A 25,765-nucleotide genomic window follows, 5' to 3' on the forward strand; every position below is an offset into this window, starting at 1 on the left:
ATGCAGCAGAGGATTTTTCGCGTTATGTGTTACTGCGTAGCTTATTCAGTTGTTTCAACCTGATCGATCAGAGTATAGAAGGTCAGAAGATAAAGCCCGCATAAGCCTACAAGTCCGTAGATGATCCGGGAGAGCCAGCTCATGCTTCCGAACAGGAATGCTACCAGATTAAAATTAAAGAAGCCGATCAGACCCCAGTTTATGGCACCGACCACAGCAATGGTCAGGGTGAAGTACTGCAGACATTTATTTGACATAAGTCACCATCCTTTCGTTATACAGGAAATAGTTTTTCATAGAATCGAAAAAATATACACAGGAATGAGAAAAAGAAAAACGGAAATTTCTGCCAGCCATGAAAAAATCATGAAGGAGAAATTTCCGTTTTCCTTTCATATGCAAGATAAAATGTAAATTTCCGGTTTATCGAATTTGGATCGTAAATATCCGCCAGGCGATTCCGATATCTTACTTCAGCTTCAGAATCTGAGAGGTTGTCTGTCCGCCGCTTACATTCAGAGTTTCTTTGCCCTGAAGCGTTACATCATTGGTAGTATCCTTCAGAAGAAATACCTGGCATACAGTGACGGTTTTTCCGGGATCAATGGTGCTCATGTAGTTATCTACAGCATCATCGCTGGCTTCCGGATAAGTTCCTTCTAGAACTTCTCCGTTCTGGGAAGCCTGCAGGGTGAAGTCTACAAATGCACTGGACTGGGAATCGCCGGAGTTTGTATAGTCGTAGTAGATCATCAGACAGGGATTTCCGCCGTAGTCCTTGGAAATCGCAAACTGTTTGAAACGGACGGAGAATTTGTCAGTTGTAATATCAATGGATGCACTTGTGCCCTCAGCAGAGGCTGTGCTGCCTGGGGTGGAAGAATCCTCTGCAGCGGCAGAACTGCTATCTGTGCTGTCATCCGTAAGCTGGGATGATATTTCGTCTTTTACGCTTTTGAAGTTTGCGCACATAACCTTGACTGTGGTGTCATCCAGAGAAACGATCTTCCAGTCGCTGCCGATTTTGATCAGAGGATAGGTAATATCGATCTCACTGTATTTCTCATCAGCTGTGGAAGCATTTTCGGCAAGAAGTGCAGCGAGCATTTCCTGGATATCATCCTGTGTCATTTCCTTTCCGGCATAGGCTGCGACAGCAACCTTACGGGTGTATTCCTGAATAGTTGCTGCATAGATATTGGTTCCGTCAATATATTTCATGTGAACCGTTATCCTGGCAGTTCCGTTCTGGATGTCAAATTTGTTTTTGGTGATCTTGTAGGTCATTTTTTTGTTGACGGTAGTGAAGAAATCTGTGTAAGCAGAATCACGGATATCTGCATCATCCAGAGCACTGAGATCATGACTTTGGAGAAGGTTCTCCATTGTGGTAAAATCCATGTTCTGCATGCCTGTGAGAAATTTTTCTGTGGCTTCTACCGGTTTATGGCGCTGCATCATATACCAGGCGGTTCCGCCGGCTGCGGCAGCGATCAGAAGGATGATCAGACAGATCACAAGAGGCTTTTTGCTTTTTTTCTTTCTGTGGGGAGTGTCGTCTTCAAAATCATTGGAGATCAATGATCTGGAGAGCTCATCGTCATAAAAATCATTATTGTCTTCTGTATTCATTATTCCTCCTTACAATAAGTCATTCTGGTTTTCGGGTGGGTGGGTCAGAGGATATCTGTTTGCATTTGCGGGCAAACAGCATCACCCTGTGTTACCGTAACGATTATATCATAGGTTTACTGTTTGAGAAACCCCCTGTGTTATGATATACTGGAAGACACAGAAAAAGTGGTTGAGTACAGGTGACAAAGCGGAATGCGAATGCCCGCTTTATGCAGCAGAAAAGGTGAGGTGAAATATATGTTACGGACAATTCAGTATTCATTTCCTTCAAAAGCAGACGGATTGGAAATTTCCTGCCTGGCAGTAGTGCCGGAGTTGGAACGTAATGAGAAATACCGTGGGATCATACAGATCGTTCACGGAATGAGTGAGTACAAGGAACGCTACATTCCTTTTATGGAATATATGGCAGAGCGAAAATATATAAGTGTGATCCATGATCACCGTGGCCATGGGAAAAGCGTACGCAGTAAAGAGGATCTTGGGTATATGTACGGTGGTGGGGCGGATGCCATGCTGCAGGATATCCATACGGTGAACTGCTTGATCAAGGATCATTTCCCAGGTATTCCGCTGATTCTTTTCGGACACAGCATGGGCTCTCTGGCAGTTCGTGCCTATGCAGCGCATCATGACAGCTGTATGGATATGCTGATCGTCTGCGGCTCACCCAGCTATAATGTATTTCGTCCGGTCGGAGTAGCTCTGGCAAAGGCGGGAAAGACTGTTTTCGGGCCTAAACACAGTGCGGGTCTGATCGAGATGATGTCTTTTGGAAGCTATGCAATGCACTTTAAAAAAGAAAAAAACCGTTTTTCCTGGATCTGCTCTGATCCGCAGGTTGTGCAGGATTATTCGGATTCAGAATACTGTGGATTTACCTTTACGGATGATGCATATCTGGCACTTTTTGACCTGATGAAAAGAGCCTATGATGTGAAGCACTGGAAGTGTACAAAGCCGGAAATGCCGGTGCTGTTTATCAGTGGGGCGGAGGATCCCTGCATGGGAAATGTGAGACAGTTTGCGAAGTCTGTCCGTGCCATGCGTTGTGCAGGATACCGGGATGTCCGGGGGAAATTATATCCGGGAATGCGCCACGAGATCCTGAATGAGAAAGACAGGGAAAAGGTTTATCATGATATATTTACATATATCTGCAAAAAAGGACTTTGAACGCTCTGTGACAGAGTGATATAATAAAAATCTGAGTGCTCCTGCAGACATCTGTGAGAGGGCGCAACTACTGAGAAAACAGGAGGATTCGTAAATTATGAGAGCAAGTGGGATTTTACTTCCGGTATCCAGTCTGCCATCGAAATATGGGATCGGATGCTTTTCTGAGGAAGCATATGAGTTTGTAGACCAGCTGGCAAGAGCAGGACAGAAATACTGGCAGATTCTTCCTCTCGGACCTACCGGATATGGAGATTCACCATACCAGTCTTTTTCTACCTTTGCGGGAAATCCGTATTTTATTGATCTGGAGGCTTTTGTAAAAGAGGGATATCTGGATAAAAGTGATTGCGAGGACTGTGACTGGGGTACAAACGAGAGCTATGTGGATTATGAGAAGATTTATAATTCCAGATTTCGGCTTTTGAGAAAAGCCTTTGAAAATTATGACTGTGAGACAGATCAGGAATACCGTAAGTTTGTAAAAGAAAATGCTGCCTGGCTGGAAGATTACAGCCTGTATATGGCAATCAAGGACAGCCTGAATGGGATCAGCTGGATCGAATGGCCTACGGAACTCAAAAACAGAGAAAAAGCTGCATTGGCTGAAGAAAGAGAGAAGCTTGCAAAAGAAGTGGGATTTTACTGCTTCCAGCAGTTCTGCTTTTTTAAACAGTGGGCAGCACTGAAAGCTTATGCAAATGCTAAGGGAGTGGAGATGATCGGAGACATCCCGATCTACGTTGCGTTTGACAGTGCGGATGCCTGGGCACAGCCGGAATTGTTCCAGTTTGATAAGGAAAATATTCCGATCGGCGTTGCCGGATGTCCGCCGGATGCTTTTTCCGCCACAGGGCAGCTCTGGGGAAATCCGCTTTATGACTGGGAATATCACAAGAAAACAGGCTATGCATGGTGGACACGCCGAATGGCAAATTGTATGAAGCTTTATGATGTGGTAAGGATCGACCATTTCAGAGGCTTTGATGAGTATTATTCCATTCCGTACGGAGATAAAACTGCGGAGTTCGGTCACTGGGAAAAGGGACCGGGAATGGATCTGTTCCGTGCGCTTGAAAAGAATCTTGGAAAGCTGGATGTGATCGCAGAGGATCTTGGTCTCCTTACAGACAGTGTGATTGAGATGGTGGAAGAATCCGGATTCCCGGGAATGAAGGTATTGCAGTTTGCTTTTGACGAGAATGAGGACAGTCCGTATCTGACGCACAGATATGAAAGGAATTGCATTGTTTACACAGGTACTCATGACAATGAGACAACAAGAGGATGGTTCCGCAATCTGAGCCAGCATGACCGAAATTTTGCCAGGGCCTATATTGGCTGTGAGGGCAAGCATGAGACTGCGGCAGTGTGGAGCATGATACGTGCGGCGATGTCCAGTGTTGCAGATCGCTGTGTGATCCCGGTACAGGATTATCTCGGCCTTGGAAATGAGGCAAGGATCAATGAACCGTCAACTCTTGGTGACAACTGGAAGTGGCGTATGAAAAAAGGCCAGCTCAATGAAACAATTATTCAGAAGATTTATAAAATGACAAAGCTTTATGGAAGACTTGTAAAAGAAGAAACGGAAGAGAAGGAAAAAACAGAAGCTGACAGGGAAAAGATATCTGACAAATAGAGAAATATAAGGATATCAGAAAGGACAGAAATACATCATGGAAAAACAGAAAAGAGAAAATAAGGAAGAGCTGCAGCAGGAAACTGCTGAGGAAAAGAATTCCGGACAGGGAAATTCTTCCACAAGAAGCAGTCTTCTGTGGATCTTTGCAGGCGGTTATCTTGTGTATACAGGATATCGTCTCTGTGCCAGTGTCATAAGCGGAGCAGAAGACTCCGGTGTGGTATTTCTGGCAGCGGGAGGTATTTTTGTTGTGATCGGAGCAGTGCTTCTGATCATGGCGATCCGTAATCTTGCAAAGGCTGGCGCACAGAAACATGAGCTGGAAGAAGCTGCTGCGAAAAAAGCGGCAGAGGAAGCTTCTCAAAATCCGGAAACCGTGGCAAAGAAAAAAATGTCAATTGCGGAGCGGGCGCATCTTGCGGAAAATCTGGATGACGCACCGGAGGAGAAAGACGAAAAATAAAACTGGATGCAGGTGAGAGTAAAATGCCTGCTGAGATATGACGATTAGTAATAGCAAAAACGGAACATCATAAGGCAAAAAAATCCTTATGTATGTTCCGTTTTTTAGATCAGGCAGATCGCAAAACAGTTATCTGCGTCTTTGTGCGTTTCTGCGCTTTTTTCGAGATTTTTTTCTGCCGGGGGTATGTAAGGTAGACCAGCAGAATGCCTGTACCAGCAAAATTCCGATCATTGCTCCGCAGCTGTCGATCCCTACATCCCTTACGGAAGGTCCGCGGGCCTCTACAAAAGACTGGTGGTATTCATCCAGTCCGGCAAATCCTACACATACAAATCCGGCAAGGAGCATCAGCCAGATTCCCCGAACTCCGTATACATAGATGGGGAAGGAAATAGATATGGCCAACAGGCAGTATTCTGTCATGTGAGCAGCCTTACGGACATAAAATTCGATACCGGCAGCTTCCTGGGAAAGCTGTTCCAGGCTTTTGCCGGAAGCTAATATTTCGTTTTTGGTTTCTACGATCTGGTAGCTGATCTTGTAGCTCAGGGCACCGGAAACATCTCCGGTCTGTGCGGAAAAAGAGTAGATCACGCACATCATCAGGATCGCAGGTGCAAAAGAAAAAGGTTTTAATAATGTAATCAGTATTTTCATGGCTCTTAATATAGCACTCCCGCATGGAAAAGTCCAGAAAAATACAGAAAAAGAACAGGGAAAAGGAAAAACAGGGAGAGAAGGTTAAATGGGATAGGAGGTTAAAGGGGAAGTGGACAGTAAGGACTGAAATGTGTTAGAATATAAAATAAATTTCAGGGGCATTTTTAAGAAAAAAAGCAGCCCGGGATCGAATAGAAGAAAATTACAGGAGGAAATCAACAAATGAGTCTTGCAGATAATATATTCATTGACATGTGCAAAGATGTCATAGAAAACGGAACCAGCACAGAAGGTGAGAAGGTACGTCCTGTGTGGGAGGATGGAACTCCGGCTTATACCATCAAGAGATTTGGTGTTGTGAACCGTTATGATCTCCGGAAGGAGTTTCCGGCACTGACTTTAAGAAAAACAGCGTTAAAGAGTGCAATGGATGAGATTCTATGGATCTGGCAGCAGAAATCTAATAATATCCATGATCTTCACAGCCACATCTGGGACAGCTGGGCAGATGAGAACGGTTCCATCGGAAAAGCCTACGGCTATCAGTTAGGTGTGAAGCATCAGTATAAAGAGGGAATGATGGATCAGGTAGACAGAGTTCTTTTTGATCTTAAGAACAATCCGTACAGCAGAAGGATCATGACCAATATTTATGTACATCAGGATCTCCACGAGATGAATCTTTACCCATGTGCCTATTCCATGACTTTCAATGTAACCAAGGAACCCGGAAAAGACAAGCTGGTCCTTAATGCGGTGCTGAACCAGAGATCTCAGGATATCCTGGCTGCAAACAACTGGAATGTGTGTCAGTATTCTCTTCTTCTCATGATGATCGCACAGGTCTGCGATATGGAAGCCGGAGAGCTTGTTCATGTGATCGCAGACTGCCATATTTATGATCGTCATATTCCGGTAATTAAAGAACTGATCTCCAGAAAACCGTATCCTGCACCGACAGTAAAACTGAATCCGGAGATAAAGGATTTTTATAAATTCACCACCGATGATCTGATCGTGGAGAATTATGAGACATGGCCACAGATCAAAAATATTCCCATTGCAGTATAATTGCATAAAGAAAGGAAGAAAGAATGAATATTATTGTTGCAGCAGATAAAAACTGGGGAATCGGAAGAAATAATGAACTTTTGGTAAGTATTCCGGCAGATATGAAGATGTTCCGTGAGGAAACTACAGGAAAAGTGGTTGTTATGGGAAGAAAAACACTGGAGTCTTTTCCAAACGGACTTCCTCTGAAAAACAGAACCAACATTGTGATCACCGGCAACCGGGATTATCAGGTAAAAGGTGCGGTGATCGTTCACAGCATCGAGGAAGCACTGAAGGAAGTGGAGAAATATCCGGCAGAGGATGTGTACTGTATCGGCGGAGACAGTATTTACAAACAGATGCTCCCGTACTGTGATACAGCTCATGTGACAAAAATCGATTTTGCATATGAAGCGGATGCGTATTTTCCAAACCTGGATGAGGACCCGGACTGGGAGATCACAGCGGAGAGTGAAGAACAGACATACTTTGATCTGGAATATGCGTTTGTGAAATACGAGAGAAAAGATAGGTAATGTGAGCACAGATCATAAAGCAGAATGAGAATGCCCGCTTTGTACAGAAAAACAATGAAGAAATAATAAAAAAACAGACCACCGAAAAAAATACGGCGGTCTGTTTTTTTGTGCTTAATGTTATGTATAATGACGAAAATCCGGTAATTACTCGATTACGTGGATCCATCCCTTCGGTGCTTCGATGCGTCCCATCTGGATACCGGTCAGTGTGTCGTACAGCTTCTGGATGACCGGACCCATCTTCTCCATTCCGCTTGGGAAGCAGATTTCTTTGCCGTGATCATTGATCTTTCCGACAGGAGAGATAACTGCAGCAGTACCGCAAAGACCACACTCTGCAAAATCTTTAACCTCATCGAAGTAGACCTCACGCTCTTCAGCTTCCAGTCCAAGGTACTCCTTTGCAACGTAGATCAGAGAACGACGTGTGATGGAAGGAAGGATGCTGTCAGACTTCGGTGTTACAACCTTGCCGTCTTTAGTAACGAAGATGAAGTTTGCTCCGCCTGTCTCCTCAACTTTTGTACGAGTCTTGGGATCAAGGTACATGTTCTCATCAAAGCCCTGTTTGTGAGCATCTACGATAGCATGAAGGCTCATTGCGTAGTTCAGGCCAGCCTTGATGTTACCGGTTCCGCAAGGTGCGGCACGGTCATAGTCGCTGACACGGATCGTGATCGGTTTGGCGCCGCCTTTAAAGTACGGACCAACCGGTGTTGTAAGGATACGGAACTGATATTCGTCAGCCGGTTTAACACCGATCACGGCGTTGGAACCAAACATGTACGGGCGAAGATAAAGTGTTGCGCCGGAACCATATGGCGGAACCCATGCAGCATTTGCCTTAACAACCTGCTCAACAGCGTCGATAAATCTTTCCTTCGGGAATACCGGCATTTCAAGTCTTGCTGCAGATGCAGCCATACGCTCTGCGTTCAGGTCAGGACGGAAAGTAACGATATGTCCGTCTTCTGTTGTGTATGCCTTCAGACCCTCGAATACACTCTGAGAATACTGAAGCACACCAGCACACTCGTTGAGTACGATATTAGGGTCTGTGCTTAAAGTACCCTCATCCCATTTTCCATCTTTAAAATTAGACACGTATCTGTAGTCGGTTGGCATGTAAGCGAATCCGATGCTGGACCAGTCGATGTTCTTTTTTTCCATAACGATTCCTCCGTTTACAATTTTTACTTTTTACCATTGTAAAACTTTTACGTGATGACTTCAATAGTTTTTTGTTCCTTTTTTTCATTTGCTTGTAATTTTAATATGATTTCGATATAATAAAAATTATCTATGGACTGGAGGGAAAAATGGACAATCACGAATTTGAAGACCTTGGAAAAAAGATTCAGGATATTGTAGATAATGCAGTGAATTCAAACAGCTATCACGAATTAAGCCATACGATCAACCAGACAGTAAATAAGGCCATTAATTCCGGAAGCGAAGCGCTGAAAAATGCGCTGAATTCCGTATTTGATCCGGGTGCTGATCCGGAATTCCGTAAGAAAAGCTATACATACCAGAGCCCTTATTACGGAAGAAGCAGAAAAGCAAAGCAGCAGGCTGCAAGGAAACAGTCGGAACTGCTCTACGGAAAGACTACCGGTGAGAATCTCAAAGGCATGATGATGGCAGTTTCCGGTGGGATACTTTTAAGTGGCATGGGGCTTGGAGCCATGGTGCTTCTGATCTGGATGGGCATTGGACACAGCGGTGCACTTGCAGCAGGTGTGCTTGGAGTGATGTGTGCAGGCGCAGCAGGTGGCGGTGCTCTTTTGGGAGCGGGAACAAGCCGTCTCGGAAGACTGGGACGTTTCCAGAAATATATCCGTGCGCTGGGAGACCACACCTACTGTAATTTTCAGAAGCTTGCCCAGGCAGCAGGAAAGAACGAGAAATTTGTAAAAAAAGATATCAGCAGAATGATCCAGAAGGGCTGGTTTCTGGAAGGCCATGTGGATGAGCAGGGAACCTGTCTGATCACCAGCAATGAGACCTATCAGCAGTATCTGGAAACACAGAAGCAGCTGGAGCTTCGTAAACAGGAAGCAGATCCTAAGGTTCAGCTGGAGGAGAATATGAGTCCGGAAGCCCAGGAAGTCCTGAGAAAAGGAAATGAATTTCTGGTAAAGATCCGTGAGAGCAATGACGCCATTCCCGGGGAAGAAATTTCCGCAAAGATTTCCAGGATGGAAATGATCGTTCAGAAAATTTTTGAGCGTGCAGGAGAGCATCCGGAGGTGATTCCGGATCTTAAGAAAATGATGGATTACTATCTGCCCATGACTGTGAAGCTTCTGGATGCTTATGAGGATATGGATGGACAGCCTGTACAGGGCGAGAATATCACGGCTTCCAAGAAAGAAATTGAAGAAACCATTGATACACTGAATATTGCTTTTGAGAAACTTCTGGATTCCATATTCCGGGATACCGCATGGGATGTATCCACCGATATTTCTGTGCTGCATACGGTTCTGGCACAGGAGGGACTGACAGAGGATGATTTCGAAAAAATGAAACAGAATGCGGAAATGAAATAAGTACAACGAGCAGATCAGAAGCTGGAATACAGACATCTGCCGGAAGGTACAGCTGATCAAGGAGAATGCTTATGGGAGAAGAATTTAAAGACTTTGAGGTAGAAGCACCGGTGCTGACTTTGGAACCGGATCTCACGGAAGAAAAAGAAGAAATTGCAAAAAAAGAACCGGAGAAACCCCAGGAGCCTGCAGTAGAGGAACCGGTGTTATCTCCCCAGGAACAGAAAATCGTAGAAGACTTTGCAGCAAAGATCGATATTGAAAATACAAACCAGATCCTGCAGTACGGAGCCGGCACTCAGAAGAAGATGGCAGATTTTTCTGATGCAGCGCTGGTAAATGTGAAGACACAGGATCTTGGGGAGGCAGGAGAGCTTCTTGCAAATGTGGTAGGAGAATTGAAGGATTTTGATGCCACAGAGGAAAAGGGATTTTTCGGTTTTTTCAAAAAACAGACAGCGAAGGTGGAAACTCTGAAAAACCGTTACACAAAGGCCGAGGGAAATGTGACGAAGATCACGGAAGCTCTGGAGCAGCACCAGATGCGTCTGATGAAAGATTCTGCCGTGCTGGATAAAATGTATGAGCAGAACCTTGCATATTTTAAAGAACTTTCCATGTACATTCTTGCGGGTAAAAAGAAGCTTAGGGAAGTCAGAGAAGGCAAGCTCAACGAATTGCATCAGAAGGCAGCGGCAAGCGGACTTCCGGAAGATGCACAGGCTGCCAATGATCTGGAAAGCAAATGTGACCGCTTTGAGAAAAAGCTTCATGATCTGGAGCTTACCAGAACCATTTCTATGCAGACTGCACCGCAGATCCGCATGATCCAGAACAATGATACGACGATGATCGAGAAGATCCAGACAACCATTGTAAATACCATTCCTCTCTGGAAAAGCCAGATGGTGCTGGCTCTAGGGATCGCGCACTCCACAGAAGCCGCACAGGCACAACGGCAGGTTACGGATTTTACCAATGAACTTCTGAAGAAAAATGCGGAAACGCTTCACCTGGCATCTGTGGAAACTGCAAAGGAATCCCAGCGTGGTATTGTAGATATTGAAACTCTGAAAAAAACCAATCAGGAACTGATCCAGACACTGGATGATGTGATGAAGATCCAGCAGGAAGGCCGTGAAAAACGTCAGGCAGCAGAGGCAGATATGAGACGTATGGAAAACGAACTGAAAACAAAGCTGCTGGAGATCCGACGTTAGGAGTAAGAGTAAAAAGATAGTTCGGAAAGGAAAGGCAGGGCGTTTGAAGACACCTGCCTTTCAGGATTCATAAAGGAGATTTTTATGTACAGAGATCATACAAAAGTAATAAAAATTGGAAATCGTGTTATCGGAGGAGGAAATCCGATCCTTATCCAGTCCATGACCAATACGAAAACTGAAGATGTAGAAGCAACGGTTGCGCAGATCCTTTCACTGGAAAAAGCAGGCTGTGATATTATCCGCTGCGCAGTTCCTACTATGGAAGCTGCGAAGGCTTTATCCCAGATCAAAAAACAGATCCATATTCCGCTGGTTGCGGACATCCATTTTGATTATCGCCTTGCCATTGCAGCCATGGAGAACGGTGCGGACAAGATCCGTATCAATCCGGGAAATATCGGTTCCAAAGAGAGGATCCAGGCAGTTGTGGATACAGCAAAGGAACGGAATATCCCTATTCGTGTAGGAGTAAACAGCGGTTCCCTTGAAAAAGAACTGGTAGAAAAATATCACGGTGTTACAGCCGAAGGACTTGTGGAGAGTGCTCTTGATAAGGTGCACATCATTGAAGAGATGGGATATGACAATCTTGTGATCAGCATCAAATCTTCTGATGTTCTCATGTGCGCCAGAGCCCATGAACTGATCGCAGAAAAAACACAGTATCCTCTTCATGTGGGAATTACAGAAGCAGGAACTCTGTATTCGGGAAATATCAAATCAGCTATCGGACTTGGGATCATCCTGTATCAGGGAATCGGAGATACCATCCGTGTTTCTCTGACAGGCGCACCGCTGGAAGAAGTGAAATCAGCCAAAAGGATCCTGAAAACGCTGGGACTTCGCAAAGGAGGCGTGGAGGTTGTTTCCTGTCCGACCTGCGGAAGAACAAAAATCGATCTGATCGGCCTTGCAAACCAGGTAGAGACCATGGTACAGGATATTCCTCTTGATATTAAGGTTGCGGTTATGGGCTGTGTGGTAAATGGACCGGGAGAGGCGAAGGAAGCAGATCTCGGAATTGCAGGAGGCGATGGTGTTGGTCTTCTGATCCGGCATGGAGAGGTTGTAAAAAAAGTACCGGAAACGGATCTTTTGGATACACTTCGTCAGGAACTTCTTACCTGGAATGAGCAGGAGTCATAATGGAGAAAGATTTTTTTGATGTATTTCCGCATCTTAAAGTGAAGAAAGAGCTGGAAGAACTTCTGGACATGGTATTTGTGACAAAGGTTTCCATGAACCCCGGAAGAACTCATTTGAGGGTTTATATCGAAAGCAGCCGCTGGATACACAAGAAGAATATTTTTGCGCTGGAGGATGAGATCGAACGGCAGTGCTTTCCGGGGATTCCCATGACTGTAACAGTTGTGGAAAAATTTCATCTTTCCGAGCAGTATACACCGGAGAACTTTCTGGAAAGCTACCGTTCCAGTATGGAGATGGAGCTGCGCAACTATAACATGCTGGAGTACAATCTGTTCCGTAGATCAAAAATCATTTTTACAGGAAAAGATACCTTGCGTATGGAGCTTCCGGATACGGTTATTTCCAGACAGAAAAGCGAAATACTTGTTGAATATTTTCATAAGGTTTTCTGTGAACGCTGCGGTATGGATCTGAAAGTGGAACTGGATTTTGTGGAAGTGAAAGAGAGTAAATACCGGAAAAATGCTGCACTTCAGATCAAACAGGAAGTGGAAAATGTCCTGAAGCATGCCAAACTCAGCGGGGATCAGGAAAGCGAACCGAAGCAGGAGGATACAGCCAGGGAAGAGACAAAGAAAACCTCTGGAGATAAGAGCGGCGAAAAGACAAACGAGAAGAAATCCGTTGACAAAAAACAGCAGAAGGTTCAGAAGGGGGATTTCCGCGGCAGCTTCGGATTCCGCAGGGACAGCAATCCGGATGTGGTTTACGGCAGAGATTTTGATGGAGAAACGATTCCGCTGGAGAGCATTACCGGTGAGATGGGTGAGGTTATCATCCGATGTCAGGTTATGGATGTGGAAGCTCGTGAGATCCGAAATGAGAAAACGATCCTGATCTTCCCTGTGACCGATTTTACGGACAGTATTGTTGTGAAGATGTTTCTGCGTAACGAGCAGGTTCCGGAAGTGACGGAAAGTGTAAAAAAAGGCGCATTCCTGAAGCTGAAGGGAGTTACCACCATTGACCGTTTTGACAGTGAGCTTACTATTGGAAATATTACAGGTATCAAGAAAATCGCCAATTTTACCAGCACAAGAATGGATACCAGTCCTCAGAAGCGTGTGGAGCTTCACTGTCACACCAAGATGAGCGATATGGATGGTGTCAGCGATGCAAAGGCATTGGTAAAACGTGCCTATGAGTGGGGACATAAGGCTATCGCTATCACGGATCATGGCGTGGTGCAGTCCTTCCCGGAGGCAAATCACTGCTTTGATGCCTGGGGCGGTTGTGTTCCAAAGGAGTCTGATTTTAAGGTGCTCTATGGAATGGAAGCGTATCTGGTAGACGATCTGAAGGGTATGGTCACCAATTCCAAAGGGCAGCGTCTGGATGGAGATTTTGTTGTTTTTGATATTGAGACTACGGGATTCTCAGCACTAACCTGCAGGATCATTGAGATTGGCGCGGTAAAAGTGGAAAAAGGACAGATCACAGATCGTTTTTCCACCTTTGTAAACCCGGAAGTGCCCATTCCGTTCCGTATTGAGCAGCTGACAAGCATCAATGATTCCATGGTCCTGGATGCACCTGTGATAGAGGAAGTACTGCCGAAATTCCTGGAATTCTGTGAGGGCTGCGTGATGGTGGCCCATAATGCGGACTTTGATATGAGCTTTATTATTGAAAACTGTAAACGGCAGGGGATTTCGGATGATTTTACTTATGTGGATACCGTTGGTATGGCTAGATTCCTTCTTCCTGCCCTGAACCGTTTTAAACTGGATACGGTAGCCAAGGCAGTAGGTGTTTCTCTTGATCATCACCACAGAGCTGTGGATGATGCGGCATGTACCGCAGAGATTTTTGTGCGGTTTGTAAAGATGCTGGAAGAAAGAGATATTTTTGATGTGGATGAGATGAACAGGCAGGGTGCGGTTTCACCGGATACCATCCGAAAGCTGCCCACATACCATGCTATTGTTTTTGCAAGAAATGAGACCGGAAGGATCAATCTGTACAAGCTGGTAAGCCAGTCCCATTTAAAGTACTATCACAGAAGACCAAGGGTTCCCAAAAGCGTGCTGGAAAAATACAGGGAAGGCCTTCTGGTGGGAAGTGCCTGCGAGGCAGGAGAGCTTTATCAGGCACTTCTTCGCAATGCACCGGATCAGGAGATCGCCAGACTGGTAAATTTTTATGACTATCTGGAAATCCAGCCTCTTGGGAACAATGCGTTTATGCTTGCGGATGAAAAACATGATATGATCAATTCTGAGGAAGACTTAAAAGAGATAAACCGGAAGATCGTAAAACTTGGAGAACAGTTCAAAAAACCGGTGGTTGCCACCTGTGATGTGCATTTTATGGATCCTCAGGACGAGGTTTACCGACGGATCATCATGGCAGGAAACGGATTTTCTGATGCAGATAACCAGGCCCCGCTTTATCTTCGTACAACGGAGGAAATGCTGGAGGAATTTTCCTATCTGGGAAGTGAAAAGGCGGAAGAGGTGGTGATCACCAATACCAATAAGATCGCGGATATGATCGAGAAGATATCACCGATCCATCCGGATAAATTTCCACCGGTCATTGAGAACTCCGAGCAGGATCTTAAGAATATCTGTTTCACGAAGGCTCACGAAATGTACGGAGATCCGTTGCCGAAGATCGTGGAGGACCGTCTGGACAGGGAGCTGAATTCTATTATCTCCAATGGTTATGCGGTAATGTATATCATTGCACAGAAGCTTGTGTGGAAGTCCAATGAGGACGGCTATCTGGTTGGATCCCGTGGTTCTGTAGGTTCTTCTCTGGCAGCGACCATGTCCGGTATCACGGAGGTAAACCCTCTGCCGCCTCATTATCTCTGTCCGAATCCGGACTGTAAATACAGTGATTTTGATTCCCCTGAGGTGAAAAAATACGCGGGTATGGCAGGATGTGATATGCCGGATAAGATCTGTCCGAAATGCGGTGCCAGGATGAACAAGGAAGGCTTTGATATTCCTTTTGAGACATTCCTTGGTTTTAAAGGTGATAAGGAGCCGGATATCGACCTGAACTTTTCCGGTGAATATCAGGCCAATGCTCACCGGTATACAGAGGTTATCTTCGGAAAAGGGCAGACCTTTAAGGCGGGAACCATTGGTACCCTTGCGGAAAAAACCGCATTTGGTTATGTGAAGAACTATTATGAGGAACGGGGGCAGCACAAGCGTTACTGTGAGATCAACCGTATCGTGAAGGGCTGCACCGGTGTCCGCCGTACCACTGGCCAGCATCCGGGAGGTATCATCGTACTGCCTATGGGTGAGGAGATTGAGAAATTTACACCTGTGCAGCACCCGGCCAATGATGTGAACAGTGATATCATCACCACACATTTTGATTACCATTCCATTGACGGAAATCTTCTGAAGCTTGATATACTTGGACACGATGATCCGACCATGATCCGTATGCTGGAGGATCTGACCGGCATCAGTGCAAGAACAGTTCCGCTGGACCAGAGAGATGTCATGTCCCTGTTTGCGGGAACGCAGGCTCTGGGGATCAGCCCGGAGGATATCGGCGGCTGCAGGCTGGGATGCCTTGGGATCCCGGAGTTTGGTACAGACTTTGCCATGCAGATGTTGATCGATACCAAGCCGAAATATTTTTCCGACCTGGTACGTATTGCTGGACTTTCCCACGGCACGGATGTATGGCTTGGAAATGCCCAGGTATTGATCCAGAATGGTACAGCTACCATTTCCACAGCAATCTGTACGCGAGATGATATTATGATCTATCTCATCGGAAAAGGAGTGGAAAGTGGTCTGGCGTTTACCATCATGGAGAGTGTCCGTAAGGGAAAGGGGCTTCGTGAGGAATGGATCCAGACTATGAAAGAGCATGATGTTCCGGACTGGTATATCTGGTCCTGTAAGCTGATCAAGTACATGTTCCCGAAAGCCCATGCGGCAGCTTATGTTATGATGGCGTATCGTATCGCATGGTATAAAGTGTTTCATCCACTGGCTTATTATGCAGCATTTTTCAGTATCCGTGCCACTTCCTTTTCCTATGAACTGATGTGCATGGGAAAAGAACGTCTGGAATATTATATGGCGGAGATCCGGAAAAAAGGTGATGAGGCATCCAAGAAGGAACAGGATACACTGAAGGATATGAGGATCGTACAGGAAATGTACGCCAGAGGTTTTGATTTTGTGCCGATCGATCTTTATAAGGCAAAGGCACACCGGTTCCAGATCATCGGAGATAAACTGATGCCTGCTCTGGATACCATAGAGGGTCTTGGAGATAAGGCAGCAGAGGCAGTTGTGGATGCTGCCGCAAAAGGCAGATTCCTTTCCAAGGATGATTTCCGTGATCGTACCAAGGTCAGCAAGACCGTTATCGATCTGATGGATGATATGGATCTTTTCGGAGATATCCCGCAGTCCAATCAGATGTCACTGTTTGATTTTACGGGTTGATATATGATACCGGAAGGGCTTACAATAAATAAAAAATACTGCCGTTTATCCTGAAGGCTGATCTGGCAGTGAGAACTCCCAGGAGGATACCAGATACTATGAAAAAAGAAGAATTAAGATACCTGCAGCGACTTGCGGAGCTATATCCTACTATAGCAAAGGCTTCAACAGAGATCATCAATCTGCAGTCTATATTAAACCTTCCGAAAGGTACCGAGCATTTCATGTCGGACATTCATGGAGAATACGATGCGTTTTCCCATGTTCTTCGGAATGGATCAGGGGCTGTACGAAAAAAGATCGATGATGTATTCGGACATACCTTAAGCAACAGCGACAAACGTTCTCTTGCCACACTGATCTATTATCCGAAGGAAAAGATGGAGGTTGTAAAAAAACAGGAAGAAGACATGGAGAACTGGTACAAGATCACACTTTATCGTCTGATCGAAGTATGCAAGACAACGGCATCCAAATATACCCGTTCCAAGGTCCGTAAGGCACTTCCTGCAGACTATGCATATGTGATCGAGGAGCTGATCACAGAGAAAGCGGAAGTTCTGGACAAAGAAGCATATTACGATGCCATCGTCAATACGATCATTGAGATCGGCCGGGCAGAGAATTTTATCATTGCCCTGGCAGAACTGATCCAGCGTCTTGTTGTGGATCATCTTCATGTGCTGGGAGATATTTATGACAGAGGTCCGGGCCCGCATTTCATCATGGATCGTTTGATGAAATATCATTCGCTGGATATCCAGTGGGGAAATCATGATGTGGTCTGGATGGGAGCTGCTACAGGACAGAAAGCCTGCATTGCAACGGTGATCCGGAACAGCATCCGTTACCGAAATATGGATATTCTTGAGGATGGATATGGGATCAATCTCATGCCTCTGGCAACCTTTGCAATGGAGGCTTATAAGGATGATCCATGTACTGCTTTTGAGATGAAGGGAGATGCCAATAACTATAGTATTCTGGAAGAAGAGCTTGGACGGAAAATGCACAAGGCTATTGCCATTATCCAGTTTAAGCTGGAGGGTCAGCTGATCCGCCGGCACAAAGAATTCCATATGGAAAAGCGTTGTTTGCTTCATAGGATCGATCCGAAAAAGGGAATGATCACACTTCCGGACGGAAAAGAATATCCGCTGACCGATACATATTTTCCTACTATTGACTGGAAAAAGCCATATGAACTTACTACAGAGGAAAAGGATGTAATGGAACGCTTGGATTCCGCGTTCCGAAACTGCGAGAAACTGCAGAATCATGTCCGGCTTCTTCTGGACAAGGGAGGCCTTTATAAAACTTATAATGGAAATCTTCTGTTCCATGGAAGTATTCCGCTTAATGAGGATGGAAGTCTGAAAGAAGTTCAGATTTATGGAAAAACCTACAAAGGAAAAGAATTGTACGATGTTCTTGAGACTTATGTGCGCCGGGCGTTTTTCTCTGTAAATGAGGATGAAAAGCGTAAAGGCAGGGATATTATGTGGTATATCTGGGCAGCTCCGAATTCACCGCTGTTCGGAAAAGACAAGATGACCACTTTTGAACGTTATTTTATTAAAGATAAGGAAACACATAAAGAAACTAAAAATGCCTACTATCATCTTCTGGAAAATGAGAATGTTGTAGATGATCTGCTCCGTGAATTTGAACTAGATCCGGAAAAAGGTCACATCATCAACGGGCATGTGCCGGTTCACCAGAGTGAGGGAGAGAGTCCTGTAAAATGCAATGGCAAAGTTCTTGTGATCGACGGCGGTTTTTCCAGACCATATCAGAAGGTTACGGGGATTGCCGGTTATACACTGGTTTATAACTCCTACGGGCTGATCCTGTCTGCTCATGAGCCTTTTACTTCTGCGGAAGAAGCGGTAGCCAAGGAGCAGGATATTGTTTCCAACAGGGTGGCGGTTCACTACAATAACAAACGTACACTGGTCGGTGATACCGATACCGGAACTGCTCTGAAGGAAAGGATCAGTGAGCTGATCCAGCTTCTGGAAGCTTACAGAAAAGGTATCATCAAAGAGAAAAAATAAGCAGAATTGAGAAATACAAGAAGGGTTTCCTGTATGCTATAGTAAACAGAGGTAATGCAGATGAGAAAAAACAAAAGAAGAAAAAAACGGCTGAGAGCAGTTCTGATCCTGTTGATCATTCTGTTTATTCTGGCAGGACTGGGAGGGATGCTGTATGTTTCCCACAGGGATAAAGTGGAAAAAGAACAACGAAGAGAGGCCGCATTGGCTGCATTGGACAGTATTCCGGAGGTGACAGCAACTCCGGCAGCAACAGCAACACCGGTTCCGACAGCGACACCGACACCGTCATTGACACCGGTCCCGACAATCCTTCCGGCATTTGAACCGGAAAATTATCAGGGAATCTGGTACAGCGAAGACGGGCTGACAACGATCGATATTTATGATATCAGTCTGAAATCTGTTTCCTTTACCTATAAGAGAGTGAATGGAAAAGATCCTTCCATGACCGCAGAAGTAGATGTGACTGCAGAGGTAGCAGGAAATGCCACACAGTTCCGTTTTAAGGATTCCGAAGGGAATAAGGCAAAAGGAGAGTTTGTTTTCGATAAAAGTGGTGAGCTTTATGTGAAGGTAAAAACATATGAACGGGGAGAGGGATCTCTGACCTATCCGAAAACAGAGTCTATTATGACCCGGCAGGAGCCATCCCTGGAAGTATCCGAAAATTCCGAAGAGGATGCTTCCTATAATGAAAGCAACGAAAATTCCTATGAACAGGAATCCTACAGCGAAAGCAGTGAAGATTCTTCTGATGAGAATACAGAAGAATATGAGATTCCCTACGGAGAAGAAGAAACCTATTATACGGAATGATCAAAAAAAATAAAACACGATAAAATAAAGAATCCCCGGATTTTGGCAATCAGGGAATCCCGATACAGGAATTCCCGAAACTGTTCCACATTTCCGGGGATCTCTTTATTTGATCATTTTTTTGCGGTCTGTGCGGCCGACGAGATAATCGATGCTGGTGTCGTAATAATTTGCCAGCCGGATAAGCATTTCGATAGGAATATTACGGGATCCCGTTTCATAATGGGAATAAGAACGCTGACTGATATGAAGAATCTCACTTAATTCTCTCTGGGACAGATCCGCGTCTGTACGTAAATCCTGAATACGCTGAAATTTCATTGTGCTCACCTCTTCTTTCTATTGAAAGTATAAAACAGAACGAAATGCACCCTTGCAAAAGGGAGCAAAATGGACTATACTAAATTTATTATCTTCTAAAATTCAGAAAATGTCTATCTGAAAATTCCCTTGTTTTTAACCAATGCGGATTTCGAATATCCGCCTGACCTGAAAAGACGAAAAGATGGAAGATCGGGATCCGTTTTTTCGCAGAAAGGAATGTATTTGTTTGCGAGTGTTTTATCAGCAGCGATCTACGGAATGGAAGTACGTGAGATCCAGGTTGAGGCAGATGTCAGTGATGGTCTGCCTTCTTTTGCTATGGTAGGATTTCCCTCTGCCCAGGTGAGAGAGGCCCAGGAAAGAGTCCGGACTGCATTTAAGAACAACCGGCTTTGTCTGCCACCAAAAAAAGTAACTGTAAATTTTGCACCTGCCGATATGAAAAAGGAAGGAGCCGGTTTTGATCTGCCTGTGGCGGCTGCAGTACTTGCGGCTGCCGGAATTCTGGAACCGGATCTTCTGGAAGGAGTTATGATCGTAGGAGAGATCAGTCTGAATGGAGAGATCCATGGGGTTGCCGGAGTTTTGCCTCGGGTGATCCGCGCAAGAGAGCTGGGCTTACGCTTTTGCGTTATTCCGGAGGAAAACATCCGGGAGGGGAATCTGGTGAAGGATATGCCGGTGTTTGGAGTAAAAAGTCTGAATGCCATGATCCGATGTCTGAGAGACCCAAACACTTATACAGCTGCGTATCAGGAAAAAGAAAAAACAGAAAACAAACCGGAAATACCAAAGGTTGATTTTGCGGACATCTGCGGGCAGGAAGGAGCCAGGCGGGCGGCAGAGATCGCAGTGAGCGGTTTTCATAATATTCTTTTTATCGGACCGCCAGGATCCGGAAAGACCATGCTGGCAAGACGTCTGCCGACCATTATGCCGGAGATGACATTTGAGGAAAGCCTGGAGATCACCAAGGTATACAGTGTGGCAGGACTTCTCACGGAAAAAGATCCGCTGATCCGGCAGAGGCCTTTTCGAAGTCCGCATCATACCAGTTCCCCTCAGGCTTTGGCAGGTGGCGGCAGGATACCGGGGCCGGGGGAGATCACTCTTGCACACAGAGGTGTTCTTTTTCTGGATGAGATGCCGGAATTTTCCAGAAAAAGCCTGGAGATCCTGCGTCAGCCGCTGGAAGATAAGGAGATCCATCTGTCCAGAGCTGCCGGAACTTATATTTTTCCGGCTAGTTTTATGCTGGCGGCAGCGATGAATCCCTGTCCCTGCGGATTTTACCCGGATATGAACAGATGTCGTTGTACGTCAGGGGAGATCACGCATTATCTTGGAAAGATCAGCCAGCCTCTCCTGGAGCGTATTGATATCTGCACAGAAGTTCCGGCAGTGAGTTTTTCAAAAATGAAAAAGAAAATTGCAGGGGAATCCTCTGCGCAAATAAGAAAGAGGGTGGAAGCAGTACAGGAGATCCAGAGAGAACGTTACAAAAAGGAAAAATTTTGCTTCAATGGGGAGCTTGACGGAAGAAAACTGGAAAAATACTGTGTAATGACGGGAGGGGCAGACAAACTTCTGGAGCAGGCATATGAGCAGTTTCAATTCAGTACCAGAGCATATCATAAGATCCTGAAAACGGCCAGGACCATCGCGGATATGGAATCCTCCGAAAAGATAAAGGAAGAACATATCTGCGAAGCTCTGACGTACCGGGCATATGATAAGAAATACTGGTCATAAAACAGAAAAAAGGAAGGTATTTTATATGGAAGAAATACAGCAAACAAGGATCCGGTGTGCCCGGAAGGACAGTAGTGTTTATCCGGCAAGACTTCAGGAACTTCCTGGTATGCCAAAACAATTATATTATATTGGAAGATTTCCGGATGATGACAAACCTACAGCTGCAATTGTAGGAGCAAGGCTGTGCAGTCCTTACGGACGGATACAGGCATTTAATTACGGAAAATTCTTAAGCGAACATGGGGTACAGGTGATCAGCGGTATGGCGGCCGGCATTGATGCTGAGGGCCACAAGGGTGCTCTGGAAGGTGGTACCCCGACCTTTGCCGTGCTGGGAAATGGCGTGGACATCTGTTATCCTTCATCCAGCAGAGGTATTTACCGGAGAATCCCCGAAAAAAACGGAGGGATCATCAGCGAATATGAACCAGGTACCAAAGGCAGGGCATATTATTTTCCGGCAAGGAACCGGATCATCAGCGGACTGGCAGATCTGGTGCTTGTGGTGGAAGCAAAAGAAAAGAGCGGATCACTGATCACAGCTACCTGTGCACTGGAACAGGGGAAGATGGTATACGCCATTCCGGGAGCAGTAAATGATGCGCTGAGCAGAGGCTGTCACAAGCTGATCTACGACGGAGCAGGAATTGCATACTCTCCGGAAATACTTCTGGATGAGTGGGGATTATCTGTGAAAAAAAAGACAAATTTGTCTGAAAAAAGCAAGTTAGGACTTGCAACGGATTTGGATTTGGTGTATAGTTGTCTCGATTTACGACCAAAAAATCTGGATCATATTATCAGAAAAACCGGTTTTTCACCGGGAAAAACAGCCGGGATCCTGGGACAGCTTATTTTGATGGGGCTTGTGAAGGAAACCGGGAGACAGTATTATATCAGACTTGAATAAATGCTTTTTTGCCCGGAGATTTAGCAGGAGTTTTTAAGCCGGACAGGAAGGCAGAATGAGATTAGGAGAGGTAAAATGGCCAAAAATCTGGTGATAGTAGAGTCACCTGCTAAAATGAAGACAGTAAAGAAATTTCTGGGGGCAAATTATACAGTAGAAGCGTCCAACGGTCATGTGAGGGATTTTCCCAAGAGCCAGTTTGGTATTGACGTGGACAATGATTTTGAACCGAAGTATATTACAATACGGGGAAAGGGTGAGCTTCTTGCAAAACTTCGTAAAGAAGCAAAAAAAGCAGATAAGATCTATCTTGCAACTGACCCTGACCGTGAGGGAGAAGCAATTTCCTGGCATCTGATGCAGGCTTTGAAGACAGATACTGCAAAGATGCACAGGATCACATTTAATGAAGTAACAAAAACAGCAGTTAAGGCGTCCATCAAGCAGGCCAGGGAACTGGACATGAATCTGGTAGATGCACAGCAGGCAAGGCGTATGCTGGATCGTATGGTAGGTTATACCATCAGTCCGCTGCTCTGGGCCAAGGTAAAAAGAGGCTTAAGTGCAGGCCGTGTACAGTCTGTGGCACTGCGTATCATCTGTGACAGAGAAGATGAGATCAATGCATTCATTCCTGAAGAATACTGGAGCCTGGAGGGTGAATTTCAGGTAAAGGGTGAGAAGAAACCGTTGACAGCCAAGTTCTATGGAACAGATAAAAAACTTCCGATCAGAAACCGTCAGGAAATGGATGAGATCCTGAAAAGTCTGGAAGACTGTAAATATGAGATCACAGAAGTAAAAAAAGGCGAGAGAATCAAAAACGCTCCCCTTCCGTTTACCACAAGTACTCTGCAGCAGGAAGCTGCCAAGACACTGAATTTTTCTACGCAGAAGACTATGCGCCTGGCACAGCAGTTATATGAAGGTGTGGATGTAAAAGGCAGTGGTACGGTAGGTCTGATCTCCTATCTGCGTACAGATTCTACTCGAATTTCAGAGGAAGCAGATGCAGCAGCAAGAACTTATATTTCTGAGCAGTATGGTTTGGATTATGTTTCTCAGACAGAGAAGGCAATCAAAAACGGACAGAAGATACAGGATGCTCATGAGGCGATCCGTCCTACAGATATTGCGAGGACACCAGTTCTGGTGAAGGAATCCCTGACCAGGGATCAGTTCCGTTTATATCAGCTGATCTGGAGACGTTTTGCGGCGAGCAGAATGGCACCGGCACGTTATGAGACCACGTCTGTCAAGATCGGAGCAGGTGAGTATGTGTTCACGGTTGCAGCATCCAAGGTTGCCTTTGATGGCTTTATGTCTGTGTACACAGAAGAGGGCGATGACAAAAAGGGCAATGTTTTAAGTCAAAGTCTGGAAAAGGGTATGGAGCTGAAGCTGAAAGAACTGAAGCCGGAGCAGCATTTTACACAGCCGCCGGCACATTACACAGAGGCTTCACTTGTAAAGACTATGGAAGAGCTTGGAATTGGACGTCCGAGTACGTATGCGCCGACCATCACAACGATCATCAGCAGACGCTATGTATCCAAGGAACAGAAAAATCTTTACGTCACAGAGCTTGGAGAGGTTGTTAATAATATTATGAAACAGGCTTTTCCAAGTATTGTGGATGTAAACTTTACAGCAACTATGGAGGGGCTTTTGGACTGCGTGGAAGCAGGTACCGTACAGTGGAAAACGGTTGTACGTAACTTCTATCCGGATCTGAAGCATGATGTGGATGAGGCTGAGAAAGAGCTTGAGAAAGTTGATATACAGGATGAGGTTACGGATGTGATCTGCGACAACTGTGGCCGCAACATGGTGATCAAGTACGGTCCTCATGGAAGATTTCTTGCATGCCCCGGATTTCCGGACTGCCGTAATACAAAACCATATTATGAGAAGATCGGTGTTGCATGTCCGAAGTGCGGCGGCGAAATTGTCATGAAAAAAACGAAAAAAGGCAGAAAATATTACGGATGTGAGAATAATCCGGAGTGTGATTTTATGTCCTGGCAGAAACCTTCTGCAAAGAAATGTCCGAAATGTGGTAATTATATGCTCGAAAAGGGAAATAAGCTGGTTTGCAGCCAGGAAACCTGCGGATATGTGGAACAAAAACCAAAAGATGAAGATTGATTGAATAAATGCTTTTCTATTAATTTTCAGAAAATCCCGTTAAAAATAAAAAAAATATAAAAATGTCTTGTAAATTTCCAGAATAACGTGTAATATTAGACTAGAAAAACGATTTCTTTCAAGGTACGAAAGTGAAAGGAGGAAAAATGAGCGTTCAGTTGCTAGATAAAACTAGAAAAATCAATAAGCTTCTGCATAACAGCAGCTCAAGCAAGGTAGTGTTTAACGACATTTGCCAGGTGCTCATGGAAACCTTAAGTTCCAATATCCTGGTACTCAGTAAGAAAGGTAAGGTTCTGGGAGTCAGTATCTGCCCGGGTGTGGATGAGATCACAGAGCTGATCGATGACAAAATCGGCGGACATATCGACCCGTTATTGAATGAGAGATTTCTTGGTGTTCTTTCCACAAAGGAGAATGTCAATCTCCAGACACTTGGCTTTGAGCATGTACCCGGAAATTATCAGGGAATCGTGAATCCGATCGATATTGCAGGTGAGAGACTGGGAACGTTATTCATGTACCGCAATGATCATCCCTATGATATTGAGGATATTATCGTCAGCGAGTATGGTACAACAGTTGTTGGCCTGGAAATGATGCGTGCGGTTCATGACGAGAACGCAGAAGAAGACAGAAAACAGCAGATCGTTAAATCGGCATTCAGTACACTGTCCTTCTCAGAACTTGAGGCGATCATCCATATTTTTGATGAGCTGGATGGGGATGAGGGTATCCTGGTTGCCAGCAAGATCGCTGACCGTGTAGGTATCACCAGATCCGTGATCGTAAATGCACTGCGTAAATTCGAGAGTGCAGGTGTGATCGAATCCCGTTCATCCGGTATGAAGGGAACTTACATTAAAGTTCTTAATGAAGTGATCTTTGATGAGCTTGAGGAGATAAAAGCACAGAGAAGCAAGAAGGCATAATGTGATCAGCACTGTCAGATGCTTGATATAAGATAAAGAACGTGACAAAAGAGACTTCCCGCTAGCGTGGGAGTCTCTTTTTTGTCTGTTTCATAAAATCAAAATAAATAATGAAATTAAGAAAACAAGAGAAAACAAGAGTATAAAAGAGATAAAACCAGAATAATATAGAAAAACCATATCTTAAAAGGGTTGCGAAAATATGTGAAATTCACTAATATAGCCATAG

General features: G+C 45.0%; 20 protein-coding genes. 15 read left to right on the forward strand and 5 right to left on the reverse strand.

The window, feature by feature from the left end; all coding sequences use genetic code 11:
* Positions 1-41 precede the first annotated feature (41 nt).
* Together BN3261_RS02990 and BN3261_RS02995 are read right to left on the reverse strand one after the other, a co-directional pair.
* The gene (locus BN3261_RS02990) at positions 42-257 is read right to left on the reverse strand and encodes a DUF378 domain-containing protein (protein WP_059085421.1); all 216 of its coding nucleotides are present in this window, start codon (positions 255-257) and stop codon (positions 42-44) included.
* 211 nt (positions 258-468) lie between these two features.
* Positions 469-1,632: a DUF5067 domain-containing protein gene (locus BN3261_RS02995; protein WP_235812334.1), complete on the reverse strand. Its 1,164-nt coding sequence runs from the start codon at positions 1,630-1,632 to the stop codon at positions 469-471.
* 240 nt (positions 1,633-1,872) lie between these two features.
* Between BN3261_RS02995 and BN3261_RS03000 the strand changes: the two genes are divergently transcribed.
* The 3 genes from BN3261_RS03000 to BN3261_RS03010 all read left to right on the forward strand — a co-directional run bounded on the left by BN3261_RS03000 (position 1,873) and on the right by BN3261_RS03010 (position 4,919).
* Positions 1,873-2,811, forward strand: a complete 939-nt coding sequence (locus BN3261_RS03000) for an alpha/beta fold hydrolase (RefSeq protein WP_022426630.1) — start codon at positions 1,873-1,875, stop codon at positions 2,809-2,811.
* A gap of 97 nt (positions 2,812-2,908) precedes the next feature.
* Entirely contained in the window at positions 2,909-4,453 is a 1,545-nt protein-coding gene (gene malQ, locus BN3261_RS03005) for a 4-alpha-glucanotransferase (protein WP_059085422.1), read from the forward strand.
* A gap of 37 nt (positions 4,454-4,490) precedes the next feature.
* Positions 4,491-4,919, forward strand: a complete 429-nt coding sequence (locus BN3261_RS03010) for a hypothetical protein (RefSeq protein WP_021651826.1) — start codon at positions 4,491-4,493, stop codon at positions 4,917-4,919.
* A gap of 129 nt (positions 4,920-5,048) precedes the next feature.
* Here the strand turns inward: BN3261_RS03010 and BN3261_RS03015 are convergent, their stop codons facing one another.
* Entirely contained in the window at positions 5,049-5,579 is a 531-nt protein-coding gene (locus tag BN3261_RS03015; RefSeq protein ID WP_059085423.1) for a VanZ family protein, read from the reverse strand.
* Positions 5,580-5,804: 225 nt separating this feature from the next.
* On the opposite strand from BN3261_RS03015, the gene thyA reads away from it, so the two are divergent.
* Entirely contained in the window at positions 5,805-6,653 is an 849-nt protein-coding gene (gene thyA / locus BN3261_RS03020; RefSeq protein ID WP_059085424.1) for a thymidylate synthase, read from the forward strand.
* Between the two features lie 23 nt (positions 6,654-6,676).
* Positions 6,677-7,171 carry a dihydrofolate reductase gene (locus tag BN3261_RS03025; RefSeq protein ID WP_015524334.1) on the forward strand — a complete coding sequence of 165 codons (495 nt, stop codon included), beginning with the start codon at positions 6,677-6,679 and terminating at the stop codon, positions 7,169-7,171.
* Positions 7,172-7,318: 147 nt separating this feature from the next.
* On the opposite strand, the gene BN3261_RS03030 is transcribed toward BN3261_RS03025, so the two are convergent.
* Positions 7,319-8,344, reverse strand: a complete 1,026-nt coding sequence (locus tag BN3261_RS03030) for a branched-chain amino acid aminotransferase (protein WP_059085425.1) — start codon at positions 8,342-8,344, stop codon at positions 7,319-7,321.
* A 149-nt stretch (positions 8,345-8,493) separates the two neighbouring features.
* On the opposite strand from BN3261_RS03030, the gene BN3261_RS03035 reads away from it, so the two are divergent.
* From BN3261_RS03035 to BN3261_RS03060, 6 genes are all read left to right on the forward strand, one after another.
* Entirely contained in the window at positions 8,494-9,729 is a 1,236-nt protein-coding gene (locus BN3261_RS03035; RefSeq protein WP_059085426.1) for a 5-bromo-4-chloroindolyl phosphate hydrolysis family protein, read from the forward strand.
* Positions 9,730-9,800: 71 nt separating this feature from the next.
* The gene (locus tag BN3261_RS03040) at positions 9,801-10,949 is read left to right on the forward strand and encodes a toxic anion resistance protein (protein ID WP_059085427.1); all 1,149 of its coding nucleotides are present in this window, start codon (positions 9,801-9,803) and stop codon (positions 10,947-10,949) included.
* 84 nt (positions 10,950-11,033) lie between these two features.
* On the forward strand, positions 11,034-12,098 hold the full coding sequence (ispG, locus tag BN3261_RS03045; RefSeq protein WP_021651821.1) for a flavodoxin-dependent (E)-4-hydroxy-3-methylbut-2-enyl-diphosphate synthase: 1,065 nt from the start codon (positions 11,034-11,036) through the stop codon (positions 12,096-12,098).
* Entirely contained in the window at positions 12,098-16,591 is a 4,494-nt protein-coding gene (locus BN3261_RS03050) for a PolC-type DNA polymerase III (RefSeq protein ID WP_021651820.1), read from the forward strand. The genes ispG and BN3261_RS03050 overlap by 1 nt, the downstream gene beginning before the upstream one ends.
* 98 nt (positions 16,592-16,689) lie before the next feature.
* Positions 16,690-18,648, forward strand: a complete 1,959-nt coding sequence (locus BN3261_RS03055; RefSeq protein WP_022426636.1) for a fructose-bisphosphatase class III — start codon at positions 16,690-16,692, stop codon at positions 18,646-18,648.
* 60 nt (positions 18,649-18,708) lie between these two features.
* Positions 18,709-19,467 (forward strand): hypothetical protein, encoded by a 759-nt coding sequence (locus BN3261_RS03060; protein ID WP_059085428.1) that lies wholly within the window; start codon positions 18,709-18,711, stop codon positions 19,465-19,467.
* Between the two features lie 105 nt (positions 19,468-19,572).
* Here BN3261_RS03060 and BN3261_RS03065 read toward each other — a convergent pair whose 3' ends face one another.
* A complete protein-coding gene (locus tag BN3261_RS03065) occupies positions 19,573-19,788 on the reverse strand; it encodes a helix-turn-helix domain-containing protein (RefSeq protein WP_015524345.1) in 216 nt (71 codons plus the stop codon).
* A 219-nt stretch (positions 19,789-20,007) separates the two neighbouring features.
* Here BN3261_RS03065 and BN3261_RS03070 point away from each other — a divergent pair, with 219 nt between their 5' ends.
* From BN3261_RS03070 to codY, 4 genes are all read left to right on the forward strand, one after another.
* Entirely contained in the window at positions 20,008-21,543 is a 1,536-nt protein-coding gene (locus BN3261_RS03070) for a YifB family Mg chelatase-like AAA ATPase (protein ID WP_235812335.1), read from the forward strand.
* A gap of 25 nt (positions 21,544-21,568) precedes the next feature.
* Positions 21,569-22,456: a DNA-processing protein DprA gene (gene dprA, locus BN3261_RS03075; RefSeq protein WP_059086853.1), complete on the forward strand. Its 888-nt coding sequence runs from the start codon at positions 21,569-21,571 to the stop codon at positions 22,454-22,456.
* Between the two features lie 75 nt (positions 22,457-22,531).
* Positions 22,532-24,604 carry a type I DNA topoisomerase gene (gene topA, locus BN3261_RS03080; protein ID WP_021651815.1) on the forward strand — a complete coding sequence of 691 codons (2,073 nt, stop codon included), beginning with the start codon at positions 22,532-22,534 and terminating at the stop codon, positions 24,602-24,604.
* 146 nt (positions 24,605-24,750) lie between these two features.
* Positions 24,751-25,536: a GTP-sensing pleiotropic transcriptional regulator CodY gene (gene codY / locus BN3261_RS03085; RefSeq protein WP_015524350.1), complete on the forward strand. Its 786-nt coding sequence runs from the start codon at positions 24,751-24,753 to the stop codon at positions 25,534-25,536.
* Positions 25,537-25,765 lie beyond the last annotated feature (229 nt).

It is taken from the genome of Blautia massiliensis (ex Durand et al. 2017) (assembly GCF_001487165.1).
GTDB lineage: Bacteria > Bacillota > Clostridia > Lachnospirales > Lachnospiraceae > Blautia_A > Blautia_A fusiformis.

What these genes read in the sequence shown, in the direction of transcription:
- BN3261_RS03050 (WP_021651820.1), top strand. Translation starts at nt 12,098, where the DNA reads ATGGAGAAAGATTTTTTTGATGTATTTCCGCATCTTAAAGTGAAGAAA.
- ispG (WP_021651821.1), top strand. Translation starts at nt 11,034, where the DNA reads ATGTACAGAGATCATACAAAAGTAATAAAAATTGGAAATCGTGTTATC.
- BN3261_RS03025 (WP_015524334.1), top strand. Translation starts at nt 6,677, where the DNA reads ATGAATATTATTGTTGCAGCAGATAAAAACTGGGGAATCGGAAGAAAT.
- BN3261_RS03040 (WP_059085427.1), top strand. Translation starts at nt 9,801, where the DNA reads ATGGGAGAAGAATTTAAAGACTTTGAGGTAGAAGCACCGGTGCTGACT.
- BN3261_RS02995 (WP_235812334.1), bottom strand. Translation starts at nt 1,632, where the DNA reads ATGAATACAGAAGACAATAATGATTTTTATGACGATGAGCTCTCCAGA.
- codY (WP_015524350.1), top strand. Translation starts at nt 24,751, where the DNA reads ATGAGCGTTCAGTTGCTAGATAAAACTAGAAAAATCAATAAGCTTCTG.
- BN3261_RS03060 (WP_059085428.1), top strand. Translation starts at nt 18,709, where the DNA reads ATGAGAAAAAACAAAAGAAGAAAAAAACGGCTGAGAGCAGTTCTGATC.
- thyA (WP_059085424.1), top strand. Translation starts at nt 5,805, where the DNA reads ATGAGTCTTGCAGATAATATATTCATTGACATGTGCAAAGATGTCATA.
- BN3261_RS03010 (WP_021651826.1), top strand. Translation starts at nt 4,491, where the DNA reads ATGGAAAAACAGAAAAGAGAAAATAAGGAAGAGCTGCAGCAGGAAACT.
- BN3261_RS03035 (WP_059085426.1), top strand. Translation starts at nt 8,494, where the DNA reads ATGGACAATCACGAATTTGAAGACCTTGGAAAAAAGATTCAGGATATT.
- BN3261_RS03070 (WP_235812335.1), top strand. Translation starts at nt 20,008, where the DNA reads ATGTATTTGTTTGCGAGTGTTTTATCAGCAGCGATCTACGGAATGGAA.
- BN3261_RS03000 (WP_022426630.1), top strand. Translation starts at nt 1,873, where the DNA reads ATGTTACGGACAATTCAGTATTCATTTCCTTCAAAAGCAGACGGATTG.
- malQ (WP_059085422.1), top strand. Translation starts at nt 2,909, where the DNA reads ATGAGAGCAAGTGGGATTTTACTTCCGGTATCCAGTCTGCCATCGAAA.
- BN3261_RS02990 (WP_059085421.1), bottom strand. Translation starts at nt 257, where the DNA reads ATGTCAAATAAATGTCTGCAGTACTTCACCCTGACCATTGCTGTGGTC.
- BN3261_RS03055 (WP_022426636.1), top strand. Translation starts at nt 16,690, where the DNA reads ATGAAAAAAGAAGAATTAAGATACCTGCAGCGACTTGCGGAGCTATAT.
- dprA (WP_059086853.1), top strand. Translation starts at nt 21,569, where the DNA reads ATGGAAGAAATACAGCAAACAAGGATCCGGTGTGCCCGGAAGGACAGT.
- BN3261_RS03065 (WP_015524345.1), bottom strand. Translation starts at nt 19,788, where the DNA reads ATGAAATTTCAGCGTATTCAGGATTTACGTACAGACGCGGATCTGTCC.
- BN3261_RS03030 (WP_059085425.1), bottom strand. Translation starts at nt 8,344, where the DNA reads ATGGAAAAAAAGAACATCGACTGGTCCAGCATCGGATTCGCTTACATG.
- BN3261_RS03015 (WP_059085423.1), bottom strand. Translation starts at nt 5,579, where the DNA reads ATGAAAATACTGATTACATTATTAAAACCTTTTTCTTTTGCACCTGCG.
- topA (WP_021651815.1), top strand. Translation starts at nt 22,532, where the DNA reads ATGGCCAAAAATCTGGTGATAGTAGAGTCACCTGCTAAAATGAAGACA.